Genomic DNA, 18,519 nt, shown 5'->3' on the forward strand with positions numbered 1-18,519 from the left:
GGGCCTGGTTTATACCGTTATCTTTCGTCGGCTCAGACCAGGCTCACCTTCATTGGTGGAAAGGCGCTGCCGGCAGGGCGGCAGGTGCGCTATAATCCGCCTCCGTTCGAGCCCGCCGCGCTGGCCGTGACGCCGCCTCGAGAGCGGGCATGCCGACAATGCCAAGGAGTTCCTTGCCCATGACCGTGATCCGCCAGGACGACCTGATCGACAGCGTCGCCGATGCCCTGCAGTACATCTCCTACTACCATCCCAAGGACTTCATCGACGCCATGGCGGCGGCCTACGAGCGCGAGGAGAACCCGGCGGCCAAGGATGCCATTGCTCAGATTCTGATCAATTCGCGGATGTGCGCCACCGGCCATCGCCCGATCTGCCAGGACACCGGCATCGTCACCGTCTTCGTTCATGTGGGCATGAGCGTGCGCTTCGAGGCGGACATGAGCCTCGACGACATGATCAATGAGGGCGTGCGCCGCGCCTACCAACTGCCCGACAACGTCCTGCGCGCCTCGGTGCTGGCCGACCCCGACGGCAAGCGCCAGAACACCAAGGACAACACCCCGGCGGTGATCCACCACAAGCTGGTGCCCGGCGACACCGTCGAGGTGCATGTGGCCGCCAAGGGCGGGGGCAGCGAGGCGAAGTCCAAGTTCGCCATGCTCAATCCTTCCGACAGCGTGGTCGACTGGGTGATGGAGCAACTGCCCAAGATGGGCGCCGGCTGGTGCCCGCCCGGCATGCTGGGCATCGGCATCGGCGGCACGGCCGAGAAGGCCATGGAAATTGCCAAGGAGGCGCTGCTCGATCCCATCGACATTCAAGAGCTGCAGGCCCGCGGCGCGTCCAATCGCGCCGAAGAGCTGCGCCTGGAGCTCTTCGACAAGGTCAACAAGAGCGGCATCGGCGCCCAGGGCCTGGGCGGGCTGACCACGGTGCTTGACATCAAGGTCAAGGACTACCCGACCCACGCCGCCAACAAGCCGGTGGCGATCATCCCCAACTGTGCGGCCACCCGCCATGCCCACTTCACCCTGGACGGCTCCGGCCCCGCCGCGCTGCTGGCGCCCAAGCTGGAGGACTGGCCGGAGATCACCCGCGAGGCGGGCGACAACGTCAAGCGCGTCGACCTCGACAGCGTGACGCCGGAGGAGGTGCGCAGCTGGCATCCCGGCGACACCCTGCTGCTCAACGGCAAGCTGCTCACCGGCCGCGACGCCGCCCACAAGCGCATGGTCGACATGATCGCCAAGGGCGAGCCGCTGCCGGTGGACCTCAAGGGCCGCTTTATCTACTACGTGGGCCCGGTGGATCCGGTACGCGACGAGGTGGTGGGTCCGGCCGGCCCCACGACGGCGACGCGCATGGACAAGTTCACCCGCACCATGCTCGAGGCGACCGGCCTGCTGGGCATGGTCGGCAAGGCCGAGCGCGGCGAGGCGGCCATCGAGGCGATTCGCGACAACCAGGCGGTCTACCTGATGGCGGTGGGTGGCTCCGCCTACCTGGTCGCCCAGGCGATCAAGCAGGCCCGTGTGGTCGGCTTCGAGGACTTGGGCATGGAGGCCATCTACGAGTTCGAGGTGGAGGACATGCCGGTCACCGTGGCGGTCGACAGCCAGGGCACCTCGGTGCACCAGACCGGCCCGGCCAAGTGGAAGGAGATCATCGCCGAGCGCGCCTGATTCCGCTGAGGCACCCCGCGAGCGGCCCCGTCATCTGGCGGGGCCGCTGACGTTTGGTTATGCTGTAGAACGCTGTTTTTTCTAGGAGTGCGTTACAGGGAGCGCGCATGACGTCCTGGCTGATGGGCCTGGCCATTTTCCTCGTGCACCTGCTGGGTGTCGTCTCGGCGGTGATGGCGCTCATGTCCAGTCGTACCTCCCAGGGCGCCGTGGCCTGGATCATCTCGCTGGTCACCTTTCCCTACCTGGCGGTGCCCGCCTACTGGTTCTTCGGTCGGCCGCGCTTCTACGGCTACGTCACCGCGCGTGGCGAGCGCGATACCGTGCTGCGCCGCGTCCTGGCGCGCTACCGCGAACAGATCGATCCCTATCTGGCCGATGCCCGCGACCCGGATTCGCGGGCCGTGGAGCAGCTGGCCATGATGCCGTTGACACGGGGCAACCGGGCCGAGCTGCTGATCGATGGGCGTGCGACCTTCGACAGCCTGTTTGCCGGCATAGAGTCCGCCGAGGACTATCTGCTGGTGCAGTTCTTCATCGTGCGCCAGGATGCCCTCGGGCTCGAGCTCCAGGCGCGTCTGCTGCACGCTGCGGAGCGCGGGGTGCGCATCTACTTTCTGTATGACGAAATGGGCAGTCGCAAGCTTCCCGAGGGTTACCTGCGTGAGCTGGCCGAGGCGGGTGTGCAGGTCAGCGCCTTCCGCTCGTCGCGGGGCTTCAAGCACCGCTTTCAGCTCAATTTCCGCAACCACCGCAAGGTGCTGGTGGTCGACGGTCGGGAAGGCTGGCTGGGCGGGTTCAACGTGGGTGTGGAGTACCTCGGCCAGCATCCACGCCATGGCCCGTGGCGCGATACCCATCTCAAACTCACCGGCCCCAGTGTGCTGGGGCTGCAGGAGGCGTTCTGGGAGGACTGGCACTGGGCCACGGGGGAGGTGATCGGGCTCAACTGGGAGCCGCAGGTGGTCTGCTCGGAGTCGCAGAACGTGGTGATCGTTCCATCGGGACCGGCGGACCGCCAGGAGACGGCGAGCCTGCTGGTCCAGCATGCCATTCACAGCGCCCACGAGCGCCTGTGGGTGACCAGCCCCTACTTCGTGCCCGACCAGGGCGTGCAGGATGCGCTGCGCCTCGCCGCCATGCGCGGGGTGGACGTGCGCATCATGATCCCCGAACATCCGGATCACCTGCTGGTGTTTCTCTCGGCGTTCGCCTTCCTGCCCGAAATGGTGCGCGCCGGCGTCAAGGTATACCGCTACCAGCCGGGTTTCCTGCATCAGAAGGTGATGCTCATCGATGACAGTACGGCCTGTGTGGGCACGGTGAACCTGGACAATCGCTCTTTCCGGCTCAACTTCGAGATCACCGCCTTCATTCCCGACCGGCGTTTCGCCGCCGAGGTGCGCCTGATGCTCGAGCGCGACTTCGCCGCCTGCCGGCGCATCGGCTACGACGAGCTCCGCAACCGACCGCTGTGGCGCAAGCTGGTGTCGCGTGCCGCCTACCTGACCTCACCGATCCAGTAGCCGCTTGGGTTCGTCTGGCCGCTGGGGTACATTAGTCGGCGCTTGATGCCGCGCCGGGCGCTGCCCGTCCCCTGTCCACGCCCGTCATCGGAGTCACGGTGAACCTCGAGACCAAATGGCTGGAAGACTTCGTCGCCCTGGCCAATACCCGCAGCTTTTCCGCCTCCGCCCGCCAGCGCCATGTTACCCAGCCGGCCTTCAGTCGGCGCATCCGTTCGCTGGAGCAGGCGGTGGGCGTGACCCTGGTGGACCGCTCCACCACGCCGGTCAACCTCACTCCCGAGGGGCAGCTGTTCCTGGTCACCGCGCGCAACCTCGTCGAGCAGCTCAACGAGTGCCTTGGCCACCTGCGCGGGCTCTCCATGGCGCGCGAGGCGCTGGACATCGTGGCGGCGCATTCACTGGCGCTGAGCTTCTATCCGCAGTGGATCTCGCGGCTTCAGGAGGGGCTCGGCGAGCTACCCACGCGCCTGGTGGCCATGAACGTGGGTGAGGCGATCCACGTGCTGCGCGAAGGCAACTGCGACCTGATGCTCGCCTACCATGACCAGTACGCCACCATGCAGCTCGACGCCGAGGTGTTTCCCTCCTTCTCCATCGGCCAGGTCAAGATGGTACCGGTGAGCCTTCCGGACGATCGTGGCGCGCCGCGCTACAGCCTCGAGAGCCAGGTGCCGATTCCCTACCTTGCCTATACCCAGGGCGCCTTCCTGGGGCGCAGCGTGCGCATGCTGCTCAAGAACGACCCGCTGCGCCTGCGCCTGCGCACGGTCTACGAGACCGCCATGGCCGAGGGCCTCAAAGGCATGGTGCTGCAGGGCGTGGGACTCGCGTGGATTCCCGACTTCTGTATCCGTGAGGAACTCAACAGCGGGCGCCTGGTGCGCGCCGGCGGCGAGCAGTGGGACGTGCCGCTGGAGATTCGTCTCTACCGCTGCTCGCTGGTGCACAAGCCGGGTGTGGAGAAGCTGTGGCGGCAGATGATGAAGTTGCCTCGCGACTTCCTGCAGGCTTAAGTCCCGCTGAAATCGGCAGGCAGGCCGAGAAAGTTCTGGATGATGAAGAAGTGGTCCTCGAAGAGGCCCTCCGGTTCGAGCTCGGCCAGCGGCACCCAGCGCGCGTGATCGCCGCCCTTGACCGGCTTGAGCCGGGGAAGCTGCTGGTCGGGCCGCAGGGCGAAGTAGAAGGCCTCGGCCAGGGTGCGCCCACGCCAGCTACGGTGTGGCTCGTCGAACAGGCGCTGGCCGCGCAGCGAGCCCTTGAGCACCGGCTCCGGCACCTTGAGTCGTACCCGCTCGCGCAGTTCGCGAAGGCAGGCATCCAGCAGACGTTCATGCGGGTTGATGAAGCCGCCGGGCAGCGCAAGGAGGCCTTTGCCAGGGGCGGCGGTGCGCTTGACCAGCAGCACGTGCCCCGACTGGACCACCACGGCATTGACGGTGACGAAGATGGGCGGGTAGGGGGCCTGGGCCCACGCCTGGCGATACTGCTCGAGCAGCTGTTGCTCTTCCAGCAGCTGGCGGTGGGCGTCGCTGTCGACGAAGTCGCGCAGGGCGTCACACACGCCGGGCGGCAGGTCGTGGGTGGCGCCGGTGCTCAGGTAGTCCGCCGCGGAGGAGGGGGAGCGGAACAGGCGCTCGCGGATCTGGCTGGCGGTGATCCCCTCGACCAGCGGCACGCTCACCGACTCCCACTGCGGGAACAGCGACAGGTAGTAGCTGGACTGACCGCGGCTGGCGCCGATCAGGCCGATGCGCGGCAGTCGCGCATGGTACGGACCGGCGATGTCGCGTACCTTGCGCTGCACGTCGCGCACCCAGACGTCGTTGTTGTAGAGCGCATCGAGCAGCGGCACGATGGCCAGGCGCGCGTTCTCCTCCTCGTCGAAGCAGCCGCGCAGCATGGCCTGGCGTTCGTCGAAGCGCCAGGGGTTGCGCAGCGAGCGTGCCTGCCAGGCCGATCCCACCAGCACGATCACTTGACCTGCATGGCGCAACGCCTCGTGGATCACCGCCAGATGGCCCAGATGCGGCGGTTGGAAACGGCCGATGAAGACCAGGCAGTCGAATTCCGGGGCGTCGTCAGGCATCGGCGATTCCTTCGCGGCGGCGTGGGTGGGCCATTATGGGGGGCAGCTCGGGCCGCTGCAATGCGCTACCCTGGCCGCGTCGCCGGGCTCTGACCCGCCACGTCCGGCGTACCGACAAGGAGTAGAGCCGCCATGGAATTCCTACGCTTCTGGTATCGCGTGGTCCACGAGGCCGCCGCGCACTGGGTACAGCGCAACGCCTTCAGCTATGCCGGTTCGCTGGCGTTCTACACGCTTTTCTCGCTGGCCCCGACGGTGATCATCGCCGTCACGGTGATCGGCGTGGTGCTCGGCGAGGAGGCGGCGCAGGGCCAGCTCGTCGCCCAGCTGCAGGGGACCCTGGGCCGCGAGGCGGCGCTGGCCATCGAACAGGCGGTGGCGGCCTCGCGCATCGAGGAGAGCGGGCTGTTGCCCAGCGTGCTGGGCATCGGGGCGCTGCTGGTGGGGGCGACGGCGGTATTTGCCCAGCTGCAATTCTCGCTGAACACCCTGTGGGGCGTCACCGCGAGGCCGAGCAGCAACAGCCTGCTCATCTTTCTCAAGAATCGTCTGCTGTCGCTGACCGTGGTGCTGGCCATCGGGGTGATCCTGCTGGTGACCCTGGTGCTCGGCGTGGTGATGCGGGCGCTGCTGCAGCTGGCGGGCGAACTGCTGCCCTTCGTCGGGGCGCTCACTCAGGGGGCAGAGTTTCTCATTGCCCTGGCGATGATCTCGGTGCTCTTCGCGACGATCTTCAAGATCCTGCCCGACGTGGTGCTGAGTTGGCGCGACGTCGCGGTGGGTGCCGTGGTGACGGCCCTGCTGTTCACGATCGGGCGCAGTCTCATCGCGGCCTATCTCGCCTACACGGCCACGGCCTCGACCTACGGGGCGGCGGGCTCAGTGGTGGTGATCCTGCTGTGGGTCTACTACAGCTCGCTGATTTTGCTCTTCGGGGCCGCCCTGACGCGCAGCCATCTGCTGGCGCGCGGGCAGCGTATCGTGCCGCGCAACACGGCGGTAGTGGTGCGTCGTGAGCTGCTGGACACTTGAGTCGGGCGGCATGGCCGCCCGGCTTCGCTCCTAGCTCGCGAGTCGCTCGCGCGCCAGCTGGTCGGCGATGGAGGCGGGACTGATCTGCTCGGCCGTGGCCCGGGCGAAGATCTCGTCGAGGGTATCGCGGATGCGTTCGACATGGGCCATCACCGCCTCGCGTGTGTAGTGCCCACGCTGCTGCCACTCCACCTCTATGACGCCGCCGGCATTGGCCACGTAGTCCGGGGCGTAGAGAATGCCGCGCTCATGCAGGCGCTCGGCCATGTCGGGGGTGGCCAGCTGGTTGTTGGCAGCGCCGCACACGACCCGGGCCTTCAGGCGGTCGATGACCTCGGCGTTGAGCACCGCGCCCATGGCGCAAGGGGCGAAGAGGTCGACCTCGGCGTCGAAGATGGCATCCGGGGCGACTTTCTCGGCGCCCAGTTCCTCGGCGAGGTGGGCAAGGGCCTCGCGATTGACGTCGGTGAGCACCAGGCTGGCACCGGCCGCATGCAGGTGGCGGGCGAGATGCGCTCCCACGTGCCCTACGCCCTGGATGGCCACGCGCAGGCCGTCGAGGGTATCGCGGCCCAGGCCGTGGTGCACCGCACTCGTCAGCGCGCAGAACACGCCCCAGGCAGTGAAGGGAGAGGGATCTCCGGATTCGCCCGGTTGGCGTCCCAGACCGCTGACGTGGGGGGTCGCCTCCCGAATCAGGCGCATGTCCGCCTCGCTGGAGCCGGAGTCCTCGGCGGTGATGTAGCCTCCGCCAAGCGAGTCGACCAGGCGCCCCATGGCACGCAGCAGCTCGGGCGTCTTGTCGCGGCGCGGGTCGGCGATGATCACCGCCTTGCCGCCGCCCAGCGGCAGGTCGGCCAGTGCCGACTTGTAGGTCATGCCCCGCGAGAGGCGCAGTACGTCGGTGAGGGCGTCGGCTTCGCCAGCATAGGGGAAGATGCGCAGGCCGCCCAGGGCGGGGCCGCGGCGGGTGTCGTGAATGGCGATGATGGCGCGCAGGCCGCTCGCCTCGTCGCTGCCGAAGACGATCTGCTGATGGTGGTCGAACTCGGGGTGGTCAAAGACCGGCATGGCGTGTCTCCCTTGTGAGGACGGACGTTGTTGTTGTGCCCGGTCAGGGCGGTCGGAAGCGGGGTGGGCTTCCCGGGGCGGTCGGTGCTTGTGGCGATGACCTGCCCTGGCTAAAGCTTAGAGCATTCGCGCAGGGCCGGGAACCCTGGTCCCCGGCCGGCGGGAATGCTAGAACGGGGAGGCGAGTCCATCAGGGAGGTGTTGCGATGAGCAAGCGTTGCGTCAAGGCCGTGGTCACGGGCAAGGTACAGGGCGTGTGGTTCCGCCGGGCCACCCAGGAACAGGCGTTGCAGCACGGCGTCACCGGCTATGCCAAGAACCTGCCGGATGGCCGCGTGGAGGTGTTGCTGTGCGGCGACGGGGAGGCCGTCAACCAGGTGGCCACCTGGCTCTGGCAGGGGCCACCCAATGCCCAGGTCACCCACGTCGAGTTCGAACCCCTCGAGCCGCGTGATCCGGATACCTTCGTCACTCTGTGACGCCAGGCCCTTACTCCAGCGTGGCCGCGATCCACTCCACCACGGCATCGCCATCCACTTCCAGGCAGGCTTCGACGAGCGGGGTCTGCGACCAGCGCGGCGCGATGAAGGCGCGACCTTCGGGGGCGAAGACGGTCTGCCCCTCGGCCTCGCCGCGGGTCACCACGTTGAGGTGCCCCGGGGCGGTGGTGAAGAGGTCGGGGCGAAGCAGCCAGGCCAGTGCGCAGCTGTCGTGGGGGCAGCAGCCGTCGATGCCCAAGAATTCACGATAGAAGTCGCGGTAGAAGGCGTAGCTGCCGGCCAGCACCCGGCCCAGTTCGCCCTGGCCGACGGCGATGCGCGCCATGTGCGATTCATCGAGCACGCAGCGGTGGGTGACGTCCAGGCCCACCAGGGTCAGTGGCCAGCCGGCGGTCAGCACCCGCGATGCGGCGTCGGGGTCGTTGAACATGTTGGCCTCGGCCACCGGGGTGACGTTGCCGCCCTCGCGGATCGAGCCGCCCATGACCACCACGCGCTTGACCTTCTCGGTGAGCGCCGGGTCGAGCTGCAATGCCGCGGCCAGATTGCCCACCGGCCCCACGGAAACGAGGGTCACCTCACCGGGTCGGGCGTTCACGGTGTCGACGATGAACTGCGCGGCACTGCGCGGATCCGCCTGGCCGGTTACCTCGGGCAGGGTAATGTCGCCCAGGCCGTTGGCGCCGTGGATATGCGCTGGCGCCGGATGGCGTGCCTTGACCAGCGGGCCGGCGGCGCCCTGAGCCACCGGCACGTCGTCGCGTCCGGCCAGTTGCGCGAGTAGCAGGGCGTTATGGGTGGCAGTGGCTACGTCGACGTTGCCGTAGGTGGTGGTCAGGCCGAGCAGTTCGATCTCGGGATGACGCAGGGCGATGGCGATGGCCTGGGCGTCATCGACGCCGGGGTCGGTATCGAAGATGATCGGATGCGACACGTTGGCTCCTTGATCGTGGGTGGGTGCAAGTGACGGGCTGGGCGCTCAGCCGCCAATGCCGTAGCGCAGGGCTTGCTCGACATCGGCGCGGCCGGGAATGCTCTCCGCGGCGCCGGGGCGCGTGACGCCGAGGGCTGCGGCGGTGGCGGCAACCTCCAGGCAGCGCGGCAGGGCGTCGCCCGCCTGTAGCCGGGCCAGAAAGTATCCGATGAAGGAGTCGCCCGCGGCGGTGGTGTCGACGGCTTCCACCGCCAGCGCCGGCTGGTGGTGGCGGGTGGTCCCGTGCTGGTACCAGGCGCCGTCGTTGCCCAGCGTCAGTACGGTGGCGGTCTCCGGCAGGCGCTCATGCAGGGCCGCGAGCAGCTGCTCGGCGGGCACGCCTTCTTCCACGCCGGCCAGCCAGGCGGCTTCACCGCGGTTGACGAACAGCAGGTCGCAGGCGGTCAACGGCAGCTGGGTGATGGCATCGCTCATGGGTGCCGGGTTGAAAGCGAGGCGCACGCCATCCTGGCGAGCCCGAGAGAATAGATCGGGCAGGGCGCTGCATTCGTTCTGGGTGAGAATCCAGTCGCCGGGTTCGCAGGCGTCGAACAGCGCGTCGATGTCGGTTGCCGTGAAGCCGTGGTTGGCGCCGGGGAAGAGAAGGATGGCGTTCTCGCCGTGATCGTCGACCTGGATGATGGCGTGCCCGCTGGGGGCATCGACCAGCTCGGTAAAGGTGACGTTGACGCCGGCCCGGGCGAGGATGTCGCGCGCCCAGGCATCCTGGCGGCCGATGCGCCCCCAGTGGGACACCTCGCCGCCGGCCAGTGCCATGGCCAGTGATTGGTTGGCGCCCTTGCCCCCGAGGCCGACATGGTAGTCGTGGCTGGCCAGCGTCTCGCCCGGCCGCACCAGGTGCGGGACTCGATAGACATGGTCGAGGTTGATCGACCCGATGTTGTGCAGCATGGCCCATTCCGTGGTTGATTGGCGTGCTGTTTCGAGTATCGAGGGGGGCAACGTTGGCTGCAACCTCGATGGGCTTCAATAAGGACTTATACCGTTATCTACTTTTCCATAAATCCCTCCTCACACCCTAACAACAGAAAGCAACAGGGGAGGGGGGTCAGCCTCGATAGAAGTGGCGCAGGTTGTCGGCCGTCAATGCCACCACGTTCTGGCGCGCCTCAGGGGTGATCCAGGCGCTGTGGGGCGTGACGATCAGGTTGAGCGGCTCCGCCAAGGCGTCGATCAGGGGGTGTCCGTCACGCGGGGGTTCCGTCGGCAGGACATCGACGCCCAGACCGCCCAGACGGCCGCTGCGCAGTGCGGCCAGTGCCGCTTCCTCGTCGATGATACCGCCTCGGGCGCAGTTGATCAGCAGGGCATCCGGCTTGAGAGTGGCCAGGCGATCGGCGTCGAACAGGTGCCGCGTGGCCTCGGTGAGCGGGCAGTGCAGGCTGATGACGTCGGCCTCGGGGGCGAGCGTGTCGATGCCCGGCCGGGCGTCGGCCGCCTCGTTGCCCGGGCGGGCGGCGTAGGTAACGTTCATGCCGAAGGCCTCGGCGAGCTTGCCGACGCGCTTGCCCAGCTCGCCCTGGCCGACGATCGCCAGCTGCTTGCCCTCGAGCTGCAGGGTGCGGTGGTCCATGCGGCAGAAGAAGGGCGATTCCCCCCAGCGGCCGGCCGCCACGTCGCGCTGATAGAGCGGCAGGCGGTTGGCCAGGGCCAGCATCAGCATCAGGGTGTGCTGCGCCACGCTGGCAGTACCGTAGGCGGTGACGTTCTTGACCGTAATGCCCAGTCGCTCGGCCGCGGCCATGTCGATGTTGTTGGTGCCGGTGGCGAGCACGCAGATCAGCTCGAGCTCGGGGAGTGCTTCCAGGGTCGGCGCGTCCAGCACTACCTTGTTGACGATGGCCACCTTGGCGCCGGAAAGCCGCTCGCGGCTCTCCGCGGTGGTACTCAGGTCGTGCACGTCGAGGCGGTCCACCTGATCGCGGATGGGCGAAAGGTCGACATCGGGGCCCAGGCTGGCGGCGTCGAGAATCACAGCTTTCATGGCGGTTTCCTTGTTATCGCGGCGGGGTTGTCAGGTCAGGTGCGGGGCTGGGACAGGCCCCCGCTGTCACGCTATACTATCGGGCTTTGATGGCAGGCTTGGAAAGTGTCGAGTCCGGCCCTATATCTTCGCCGGTGGTTGCGCTGTCGAACCAGAGTGAGAAAAACCATGCCCATCTACGAATATCAGTGCAAGGCCTGCGGTCATCGTCTGGAGAAGCTCCAGAAGGTCAGTGCCGCTCCGTTGACCGACTGTCCCGCCTGCCAGGCTCCCGAACTCGGTCGTCTCATCTCCGCCGCCGGCTTCCGCCTCGCCGGAGGCGGCTGGTACGAGACCGATTTCAAGTCCGGCAGCAAGAAGAACCTGGCCGGCGACGGCGGCGGCGCCAGCGATGCACCGGCCAGCGGCAAGACCCCGGCCAAGGACGGCGCCGCGGCCTGAGGCCCGGCGCCGAGCGACCTACAACCTTTTCGACAACGCGAGAACACAGGATACGACATGCGCAGCCATTATTGCGGCCAGCTCAACGAGACCCTGGTGGACCAGACGGTCACCCTGTGCGGCTGGGTTCATCGCCGCCGTGACCACGGGGGCGTGATCTTCCTCGACATGCGCGACCGCGACGGTATCGCCCAGGTCGTGGTCGACCCCGACACCGCCGAGGCCTTCGCCAATGCCGACCGCGCCCGCAGCGAGTACGTGCTGCGCATCCAGGGCCGCGTGCGCCTGCGTCCCGAGGGGACCCAGAACCCCAACATGCCCACCGGCCTGATCGAGGTACTGGCCAAGGACGTGGAAGTCCTCAACACCGCCGCCACACCCCCTTTCCAGCTCGACGAGCACGGTAAGGTAGGCGAGGAGGTCCGCCTCAAGTACCGCTATATCGACCTGCGCCGCCCCGACATGATCGACAAGCTGCGCCTGCGCTCGCGCATATCCCACAGCGTGCGTGCTTTCCTCGAGGGCGAGGGCTTTCTCGACATCGAGACCCCGATCCTCACCCGTGCCACCCCGGAGGGGGCTCGCGACTACCTGGTGCCGAGCCGCACCCATGCCGGCAGCTTCTTCGCGCTGCCCCAGTCGCCGCAGTTGTTCAAGCAGCTGCTGATGGTGGCCGGCTTCGACCGCTACTACCAGATCGCCAAGTGCTTCCGTGACGAGGACCTGCGTGCCGACCGTCAGCCGGAATTCACGCAGATCGACCTGGAGGCCTCCTTTGTCGAGGAGGACGACATCATGCGGATCACCGAGGCGATGGTTCGCCGGCTCTTCCAGGAGGTGCTGGCCGTTGAACTGCCCGAGTTCCCGCGCATGAGCTGGGCCGAGGCTATGAACCGATACGGCTCCGACAAGCCGGACCTGCGCATCCCGCTGGAGCTCACCGACGTCGACGATCTGATGCAGCAGGTGGACTTCAAGGTCTTTTCCGGCCCGGCCAACGCCGAGGACGGTCGCGTGGCCGCGCTCAAGGTGCCGGGCGGTGCCAAGCTGTCGCGCAAGGAGATCGACGACTACACCAAGTTCGTGGGTATCTACGGCGCCAAGGGCCTGGCCTGGATCAAGGTCAACGAGCGCGCCAAGGGCCTCGAGGGCCTGCAGTCGCCCATCGTCAAGTTCATGGAGAACGTGGTCGAGGCACTGCTCGATCGCGTGGGGGCCGAGGATGGCGACATCATCTTCTTCGGGGCCGACAAGGCGCGCACCGTCAACGAGGCGATCGGCGCGCTGCGCGTCAAGCTCGGTGAGGATCTCGACCTCTACACCCAGGCGTGGGCCCCGCTGTGGGTGGTGGACTTCCCGATGTTCGAGGAGGAGGACGACGGCAGCCTGAGCCCGCTCCACCACCCCTTCACCTCGCCCTCGTGCAGCCCCGAGGCGCTCAAGGCCGATCCCGCCGCGGCGCTGTCGCGTGCCTACGACATGGTGCTCAACGGCACCGAGCTGGGCGGCGGCTCCATCCGTATCCACGACCAAGCCATGCAGAACACGGTGTTCGAGATTCTCGGCATCGACGAGACGGAAGCCCGCGAGAAGTTCGGCTTCCTGCTCGATGCCCTGCAGTACGGGGCGCCGCCCCACGGTGGTCTGGCCTTCGGCCTCGATCGCCTAGTGATGCTGATGGCCGGCGCGCGCACCATCCGCGAAGTGATCGCCTTCCCCAAGACCCAGAGCGCCGCCTGTCTGATGACCGACGCGCCGGGCGTGGTGACCAGCGATCAGCTGCGCGAGCTCAACATTCGCCTGAGCCAGAAGGCCAAGGCGGAAACCGCCGGCGAGTAGGGCGCCGCCGTCTTTCTTGTCCTGTCACCGGCGCCCCAGGGCGCCGGTGTCGTCTCGAATCCACGCGACCCGGAGGATGCGATGGCAGGCCACAGCAAGTGGGCCAACATCAAGCACCGCAAGGCGGCCCAGGACGCCAAGCGCGGCAAGATCTTTTCCAAGCTGATCCGTGAGCTCAACGTGGCGGCGCGCCAGGGCGGGCCGGACCCCGCCGACAATCCCCGGCTGCGCGCCGCCATCGACAAGGCCCTGGCCAACAACATGACCAAGGACACCATCCAGCGCGCCGTCGACCGGGGCGCCGGCAACACCGATGGTGACGCCATGGAGGAGTGTGTCTACGAGGGCTATGGCCCGGAAGGGGTAGCCATCCTCGTGGAGTGCATGACCGACAATCGCAATCGCACCGTTTCCGACGTCCGCCACGCCTTCAACAAATACGGCGGCAATCTCGGCACCAGCGGTTCGGTGGCCTTCCTGTTCCACAAGCAGGGGCGATTGCTGCTGCCCGAGGGCGTGGCCGAGGAGACCGCCATGGAGGCCACCCTGGAAGCGGAGCCCGAGGAGATCGAGACGCGCGATGACGGGCGCCTCGAGGTGGTCACTACCCCCGAGGCCTTCGGGCGGGTCAAGGACGCCCTGCTGGCGGCGGGCATCGAGTCGGAGCAGAGCGAGGTGGGGCTCTACCCCGATACCTACACGCCGATCGCCGACGCCGAGCTCGCGCACCAGGTGATCCGGCTGATCGACCGGCTCGAGGACCTGGATGACGTCCAGAACGTCTATACCAACGCCTCCTTCGACGACGAGGTGCTCGATGCACTCGCCTGAGTGGCCGTCGTGCTGATTCTGGGCATCGACCCCGGCTCGCGCCTCACCGGCTACGGCGTGCTGGACGCCTCCACGACGACGCCGCGCTACGTGGCGAGCGGCTGCATTCGCATCCAGGCAGATGACCTGGCCCAGAAGCTGGCCCAGATTTATGCCGGTATCAGCGAGCTGATCGCCGTGCATGCACCCGGTGAGTTCGCCATCGAGCAGGTGTTCATGTCGAAGAACGCGGACTCGGCGCTCAAACTCGGCCAGGCCCGGGGTACCGCTATCGTCTGCGCGGCCAACCATGGCCTGCCGGTCAGCGAGTACGGCCCGCGGCAGATCAAGCAGGCGGTCGCCGGCACCGGCAGTGCCGACAAGGCCCAGGTGCAGCACATGGTGACCGCCATCCTGGGCCTGGACGGCACGCCCCAGGCCGATGCGGCCGATGCCCTGGCCATTGCCCTGACCCACGCCCATGCGCGCCAGGGTCTGCTCACCGCCGGCAGTTTCGGTGGCCATCGTCGACGGCGGCGGGGCACGTCGTGGCGTGATTTTCAACCCTGACGGCGATGCTGTCGGGCGACCATGACGGTTCGCGAACGCTGTTTGAGGAGGGCTGGCCAGCCGCCCGGGCGGCCAGTATAGTGGCGCCATGGCAAGCACATGGCGCGCCGCGCCACCGCCCACACGGAGCCGGCCTGCCAAGCAACAGGAACCCTGCCCATGATAGGACGCCTGCGTGGCACCCTTCTCGACAAGCAGCCCCCCTGGCTGGTGGTGGATGTGGCCGGTGTCGGTTACGAGCTCGAGGCCTCGATGACCACCCTGGTGACGCTGCCCGGTGTCGGCGAAGGCGTGTCGCTCTATACCCATCTGGTGGTGCGCGACGACGCCCACCTGCTCTACGGCTTCGCCCGCGAGCAGGAGCGCGCCCTGTTCCGGGCGCTGATTCGCGTCAACGGCATCGGCCCCAAGCTCGCCCTGGCGATCCTCTCGGGCATGGACGAGACGGCTTTCATGCACTGCGTGATGGATGACGACGCCAAGGCGCTCACGCGCCTGCCCGGCGTAGGCAAGAAGACCGCCGAGCGGCTGATCATCGAGATGCGCGACCGCTTTCCCCACTGGGAGCGGAGCGACGCCGCGGCGTTCGCCCCTGCGGGCGCCGCCGGAGCCAGCGCTGCCGCGGCGCGGCAGGATCCGCTGGCCGATGCCGAAGCCGCGCTGGTCAGCCTGGGCTACAAGCCGGCCGAGGCGACGAAGATGCTGGCGGACGTGGACGAGGGACTGTCCACCGAGGCCATGATCAAGGCGGCGCTGACGCGTCGGCTGGCAGGTTGAGCAAGATGACGAGCCCCGGGAGACCCGAGATGCGAGCCGACGGTCGAGACGGCGAGGAGTGGCATGATTGACAACGATCGACTGATTGCCGCCGACGAGCGCGAGGGCGAGAGCCGCATCGATTACGCCATCCGGCCCAAGCGGCTGGCCGAGTACATCGGCCAGCCGCGTGTGCGCGAGCAGCTGGACATCTTCATCAGCGCCGCCCGGGGGCGGGACGAGAGCCTTGACCATACCCTGGTGTTCGGCCCGCCGGGGCTCGGCAAGACCACGCTCGCCAACATCATCGCCACCGAGATGGGGGTGGGACTGAAGTCGACCTCCGGCCCGGTGCTGGAGCGTGCCGGCGATCTGGCCGCCATGCTCACCAACCTGCAGCCCGGCGATGTGCTCTTCATCGACGAGATCCACCGCCTCTCGCCGGTGGTGGAGGAGATCCTCTACCCGGCGATGGAGGACTTCCAGCTCGATATCGTCATCGGCGAGGGGCCCGCGGCGCGCTCCATCAAACTCGACCTGCCGCGCTTCACCCTGGTGGGAGCCACCACCCGGGCGGGCCTGCTGACCTCGCCGCTGCGCGACCGCTTCGGCATCGTGCAGCGTCTGGAGTTCTACGCCACCGACGAGCTCACCGAGATCGTCAGCCGCTCGGCGCGGCTGCTCGGTGTCGAGACCGACGTTGCCGGAGCCACCGAGGTGGCCCGCCGCTCGCGTGGCACGCCGCGCATCGCCAACCGCCTGCTGCGCCGGGTGCGCGACTTTGCCGAGGTGCGCGGCAACGGCCGCGTCGATGCCGCCATCGCCGATCAGGCGCTCAACATGCTGCATGTTGACCACCATGGCCTCGACCACATGGACCGTCGCCTGCTGCTGGCGATGATCGAGAAGTTCGACGGCGGCCCGGTGGGCGTGGATTCGCTGTCGGCGGCCATCGGCGAGGAGCGCGACACCATCGAGGATGTCATCGAGCCCTACCTGATCCAGCAAGGGCTGATGATGCGCACCCCGCGCGGGCGGGTGGTGACACGCCAGGCCTGGCAGCACTTCGGCCTGGCTGTCCACGACCAGGCTCTGGATGCGCCCGGCGAGGTGCGGCCGTGAGCGAGTTCCATCTGCCGGTGCGCGTCTATATCGAGGATACCGATGCCGGTGGCATCGTCTACTACGTCAACTACCTCAAATACATGGAGCGGGCACGCAGCGAGTGGCTGCGCCAGTGCGGCTTCACCCAACGCGCGCTTCTCGACGCGGGCATCCAACTGGTGGTGCATCGCCTCGAGTGCCGCTACGCCAAGCCCGCCCGGCTGGACGACGACCTGACGGTCAGCGCGACCGTCCAGTCGCACGGCCGTTGCCGCCTGCAGTTTGCACAGACGGTAACGCGACGCGGGGAACCCTTGTGCGAGGCCAGGGTCGACATCGCCTGTCTGGATGCCGCCCGCCTCAAGCCAACGCCATGGCCGCCGGCGCTTGCCGCGGCTTTCCACGGATAATTGCACGACCGACGAGGATGCCCGTGAACGACTCCATGTCCATTCCCCACCTGATCATGAGCGCCAGCACCGTGGTGCAGCTGGTCATGCTGATCCTGGTGATCGGCTCCCTGCTCTCCTGGGTGGTGATCTTTCAGCGCACCTTCATCATGCGCCGTGCGCGCAAGGCCCATCAGGCCTTCGAGGAGCGCTTCTGGTCCGGCGTCGACCTCAACGAACTGTATCGCGAGACCCCGGCCGAACAGGAGACCCAGGGCGCCGAGCACGTCTTTCGCGCCGGTTTCCGGGAATTCAACCGTCTGCTGACCAAGACCCGCAGCCCCGAGGCGATTCTCGACGGGGTGCAGCGCAGCATGCGGGTGGCCTGGTCGCGGGAGGAGGAGCGCCTCAACCTGCACCTGGTGTTTCTGGCCACCGTGGCCTCGGCCAGCCCCTACATCGGCCTGTTCGGCACCGTCTGGGGGATCATGGGCTCCTTCCAGTCGCTCTCCATGGCCCAGCAGGCGACGCTCGCCACCGTGGCCCCCTGGATCGCCGAGGCTCTGATCGCTACCGCCATGGGCCTGTTCGCTGCCATTCCCGCGGTGATCTTCTACAACCGGCTCTCCAACGAGTCCGGCCGTCTGCTGGGCAAGTACGAGGACTTCGCCGAGGAGTTCCACTCCATCCTGCACCGCAACCTGCAGGGACGCGGCGAATCCGCCAGCGCCTGAGGGAGTCGCACCCATGCATGGACCTTTCAACCGCGGCGGCCGCCGCAAGCCCATGGGCGAGATCAACGTCGTGCCCTTCATCGACGTCATGCTGGTGCTGCTGGTGATCTTCATGATCACCGCACCCATGCTCACCCAGGGCGTGCAGGTCGAGCTGCCCCAGGTGAGTTCCGAGCCCATCGAGCAATCGCAGGACAACGAGCCGATCATCGTGTCGGTCGACCGGGAGGGCGCCTACCACCTGATGCTTGGCGAGGACGAAAGCCGCCTTGAGTTGGAGGAGCTCACCGATCGGGTGATCATCCTGCTCGAGCGCCAGCCCGGTACCCCGGTGCTGGTGCGCGGCGACCGCAACGTGCCCTATGGCCAGATCGTGACGCTGATGAGCAGCCTGCAGGTCGCCGGCGTGGCCAACGTGGGCCTGATCTCCGAGCCCCCGCCGAGTGACTGAGGAGCGAGACGACGCCATGGCTCGACACGATCAGCGCGTTGGTTACGGCCTGCCGGTGGTACTGGCCGTCGGCCTGCACGTCCTGGCGGTGGTAATCAGCATGGTGAGCCTGCCGGAGGCGACCCCGGAGCCACCGTCCAACGGTATCGTGCAGGCCACCCTGGTGAGCACAGAGGCGGCGACGGACCAGGCCCAGCGCGCCGAGGAGGCGCGTGCCCGGGCAGCGGCGCGCCAGGAAGAAGAGGCAGCGGCGCAGCGCCAGGCCGAGGAGGAAGAGGCGGCCCGCGCCGAGGCGGAAGCCGAGCAGCAGGCCGCCGAAGAAGCAGAACGCCAGCGTCAGGCGCAAGAACAGGCCGCCGAGGAGGCCGAGGCACTTGAGGAAGCACGTCGCCAGGCGGAAGCCGAGGCCCAGCGCCGTGCCGAAGAGGCGGAACGCCAGGCGGCGCTGCGCGAGCAGCAGGAAGCCGAGGCCGAACGCCAGCGTCAGGCCGAGGAGCAGCGCCGCCGCGAGGAAGAAGCCGAGCGCCAGCGTCAGGCCGAGGAG

Annotated in this window: 19 protein-coding genes and 1 pseudogene; 15 read left to right on the forward strand and 5 right to left on the reverse strand. The window is 67.6% G+C overall.

The features are described 5' to 3' along the window. The first annotated feature begins 179 nt into the window (after positions 1-179). From FEF15_RS00320 to FEF15_RS00330, 3 genes are all read left to right on the forward strand, one after another. Positions 180-1,685, forward strand: coding sequence for a fumarate hydratase (locus tag FEF15_RS00320; RefSeq protein WP_163557097.1), 1,506 nt, complete (start codon positions 180-182; stop codon positions 1,683-1,685). 107 nt (positions 1,686-1,792) lie between these two features. Continuing rightward, a complete protein-coding gene (gene cls, locus FEF15_RS00325; protein WP_163557098.1) occupies positions 1,793-3,211 on the forward strand; it encodes a cardiolipin synthase in 1,419 nt (472 codons plus the stop codon). A 98-nt stretch (positions 3,212-3,309) separates the two neighbouring features. After that, positions 3,310-4,227 (forward strand): LysR substrate-binding domain-containing protein, encoded by a 918-nt coding sequence (locus FEF15_RS00330; RefSeq protein WP_163557099.1) that lies wholly within the window; start codon positions 3,310-3,312, stop codon positions 4,225-4,227. Here the strand turns inward: FEF15_RS00330 and FEF15_RS00335 are convergent. After that, positions 4,224-5,300: a bifunctional nicotinamide-nucleotide adenylyltransferase/Nudix hydroxylase gene (locus tag FEF15_RS00335; protein WP_163557100.1), complete on the reverse strand. Its 1,077-nt coding sequence runs from the start codon at positions 5,298-5,300 to the stop codon at positions 4,224-4,226. The genes FEF15_RS00330 and FEF15_RS00335 overlap by 4 nt on opposite strands. A 132-nt stretch (positions 5,301-5,432) precedes the next feature. Between FEF15_RS00335 and FEF15_RS00340 the strand changes: the two genes are divergently transcribed. Next, a complete protein-coding gene (locus tag FEF15_RS00340; protein ID WP_163557101.1) occupies positions 5,433-6,332 on the forward strand; it encodes a YihY/virulence factor BrkB family protein in 900 nt (299 codons plus the stop codon). A 30-nt stretch (positions 6,333-6,362) separates the two neighbouring features. On the opposite strand, the gene FEF15_RS00345 is transcribed toward FEF15_RS00340, so the two are convergent. Further along, positions 6,363-7,403: a Glu/Leu/Phe/Val dehydrogenase gene (locus tag FEF15_RS00345; protein ID WP_163557102.1), complete on the reverse strand. Its 1,041-nt coding sequence runs from the start codon at positions 7,401-7,403 to the stop codon at positions 6,363-6,365. 206 nt (positions 7,404-7,609) lie between these two features. Between FEF15_RS00345 and yccX the strand changes: the two genes are divergently transcribed. Then, positions 7,610-7,882: an acylphosphatase gene (gene yccX / locus FEF15_RS00350; RefSeq protein WP_163557103.1), complete on the forward strand. Its 273-nt coding sequence runs from the start codon at positions 7,610-7,612 to the stop codon at positions 7,880-7,882. 10 nt (positions 7,883-7,892) lie between these two features. Here yccX and FEF15_RS00355 read toward each other — a convergent pair whose 3' ends face one another. The 3 genes from FEF15_RS00355 to FEF15_RS00365 form a co-directional block, all read right to left on the reverse strand. After that, positions 7,893-8,837 (reverse strand): nucleoside hydrolase, encoded by a 945-nt coding sequence (locus FEF15_RS00355; RefSeq protein ID WP_163557104.1) that lies wholly within the window; start codon positions 8,835-8,837, stop codon positions 7,893-7,895. Between the two features lie 45 nt (positions 8,838-8,882). After that, positions 8,883-9,788: a ribokinase gene (locus FEF15_RS00360; protein ID WP_163557105.1), complete on the reverse strand. Its 906-nt coding sequence runs from the start codon at positions 9,786-9,788 to the stop codon at positions 8,883-8,885. 157 nt (positions 9,789-9,945) lie between these two features. Further along, complete coding sequence (locus tag FEF15_RS00365) at positions 9,946-10,881, reverse strand: D-2-hydroxyacid dehydrogenase (protein ID WP_163557106.1); 936 nt, start codon at positions 10,879-10,881, stop codon at positions 9,946-9,948. A 168-nt stretch (positions 10,882-11,049) separates the two neighbouring features. Between FEF15_RS00365 and FEF15_RS00370 the strand changes: the two genes are divergently transcribed. The 10 genes and pseudogenes from FEF15_RS00370 to FEF15_RS19335 form a co-directional block, all read left to right on the forward strand. Beyond that, the gene (locus FEF15_RS00370; protein ID WP_163557107.1) at positions 11,050-11,322 is read left to right on the forward strand and encodes a zinc ribbon domain-containing protein; all 273 of its coding nucleotides are present in this window, start codon (positions 11,050-11,052) and stop codon (positions 11,320-11,322) included. A 57-nt stretch (positions 11,323-11,379) separates the two neighbouring features. Then, positions 11,380-13,161, forward strand: coding sequence for an aspartate--tRNA ligase (aspS, locus tag FEF15_RS00375; protein WP_163557108.1), 1,782 nt, complete (start codon positions 11,380-11,382; stop codon positions 13,159-13,161). 81 nt (positions 13,162-13,242) lie between these two features. Beyond that, a complete protein-coding gene (locus FEF15_RS00380) occupies positions 13,243-13,992 on the forward strand; it encodes a YebC/PmpR family DNA-binding transcriptional regulator (protein WP_163557109.1) in 750 nt (249 codons plus the stop codon). Positions 13,993-14,001: 9 nt separating this feature from the next. Further along, on the forward strand, positions 14,002-14,541 hold the full coding sequence (ruvC, locus tag FEF15_RS00385; protein WP_163557110.1) for a crossover junction endodeoxyribonuclease RuvC: 540 nt from the start codon (positions 14,002-14,004) through the stop codon (positions 14,539-14,541). A 159-nt stretch (positions 14,542-14,700) separates the two neighbouring features. Further along, positions 14,701-15,318 (forward strand): Holliday junction branch migration protein RuvA, encoded by a 618-nt coding sequence (ruvA, locus tag FEF15_RS00390; RefSeq protein ID WP_163557111.1) that lies wholly within the window; start codon positions 14,701-14,703, stop codon positions 15,316-15,318. A gap of 63 nt (positions 15,319-15,381) precedes the next feature. Beyond that, positions 15,382-16,419, forward strand: a complete 1,038-nt coding sequence (gene ruvB / locus FEF15_RS00395) for a Holliday junction branch migration DNA helicase RuvB (protein ID WP_163557112.1) — start codon at positions 15,382-15,384, stop codon at positions 16,417-16,419. Continuing rightward, complete coding sequence (gene ybgC / locus FEF15_RS00400) at positions 16,416-16,811, forward strand: tol-pal system-associated acyl-CoA thioesterase (RefSeq protein WP_163557113.1); 396 nt, start codon at positions 16,416-16,418, stop codon at positions 16,809-16,811. Before ruvB ends, ybgC begins: the two co-directional genes overlap by 4 nt. A gap of 23 nt (positions 16,812-16,834) precedes the next feature. Further along, positions 16,835-17,524 carry a protein TolQ gene (gene tolQ, locus FEF15_RS00405; protein ID WP_163557114.1) on the forward strand — a complete coding sequence of 230 codons (690 nt, stop codon included), beginning with the start codon at positions 16,835-16,837 and terminating at the stop codon, positions 17,522-17,524. Positions 17,525-17,537: 13 nt separating this feature from the next. Continuing rightward, positions 17,538-17,975 carry a protein TolR gene (gene tolR, locus FEF15_RS00410; RefSeq protein ID WP_163557115.1) on the forward strand — a complete coding sequence of 146 codons (438 nt, stop codon included), beginning with the start codon at positions 17,538-17,540 and terminating at the stop codon, positions 17,973-17,975. Between the two features lie 16 nt (positions 17,976-17,991). Further along, positions 17,992-18,519, forward strand: a pseudogene (locus FEF15_RS19335) (protein TolA); the annotation flags it as partial.

Origin of the sequence: Halomonas sp. NO4 (genome assembly GCF_010994375.1) — a bacterium.
Taxonomy (GTDB): domain Bacteria; phylum Pseudomonadota; class Gammaproteobacteria; order Pseudomonadales; family Halomonadaceae; genus Halomonas.

What these genes read in the sequence shown, in the direction of transcription:
- yccX (WP_163557103.1), top strand. Translation starts at nt 7,610, where the DNA reads ATGAGCAAGCGTTGCGTCAAGGCCGTGGTCACGGGCAAGGTACAGGGC.
- ruvB (WP_163557112.1), top strand. Translation starts at nt 15,382, where the DNA reads ATGATTGACAACGATCGACTGATTGCCGCCGACGAGCGCGAGGGCGAG.
- FEF15_RS00335 (WP_163557100.1), bottom strand. Translation starts at nt 5,300, where the DNA reads ATGCCTGACGACGCCCCGGAATTCGACTGCCTGGTCTTCATCGGCCGT.
- FEF15_RS00380 (WP_163557109.1), top strand. Translation starts at nt 13,243, where the DNA reads ATGGCAGGCCACAGCAAGTGGGCCAACATCAAGCACCGCAAGGCGGCC.
- FEF15_RS00345 (WP_163557102.1), bottom strand. Translation starts at nt 7,403, where the DNA reads ATGCCGGTCTTTGACCACCCCGAGTTCGACCACCATCAGCAGATCGTC.
- aspS (WP_163557108.1), top strand. Translation starts at nt 11,380, where the DNA reads ATGCGCAGCCATTATTGCGGCCAGCTCAACGAGACCCTGGTGGACCAG.
- cls (WP_163557098.1), top strand. Translation starts at nt 1,793, where the DNA reads ATGACGTCCTGGCTGATGGGCCTGGCCATTTTCCTCGTGCACCTGCTG.
- FEF15_RS00360 (WP_163557105.1), bottom strand. Translation starts at nt 9,788, where the DNA reads ATGCTGCACAACATCGGGTCGATCAACCTCGACCATGTCTATCGAGTC.
- FEF15_RS00320 (WP_163557097.1), top strand. Translation starts at nt 180, where the DNA reads ATGACCGTGATCCGCCAGGACGACCTGATCGACAGCGTCGCCGATGCC.
- FEF15_RS00370 (WP_163557107.1), top strand. Translation starts at nt 11,050, where the DNA reads ATGCCCATCTACGAATATCAGTGCAAGGCCTGCGGTCATCGTCTGGAG.
- FEF15_RS00365 (WP_163557106.1), bottom strand. Translation starts at nt 10,881, where the DNA reads ATGAAAGCTGTGATTCTCGACGCCGCCAGCCTGGGCCCCGATGTCGAC.
- FEF15_RS00340 (WP_163557101.1), top strand. Translation starts at nt 5,433, where the DNA reads ATGGAATTCCTACGCTTCTGGTATCGCGTGGTCCACGAGGCCGCCGCG.
- ruvA (WP_163557111.1), top strand. Translation starts at nt 14,701, where the DNA reads ATGATAGGACGCCTGCGTGGCACCCTTCTCGACAAGCAGCCCCCCTGG.
- tolR (WP_163557115.1), top strand. Translation starts at nt 17,538, where the DNA reads ATGCATGGACCTTTCAACCGCGGCGGCCGCCGCAAGCCCATGGGCGAG.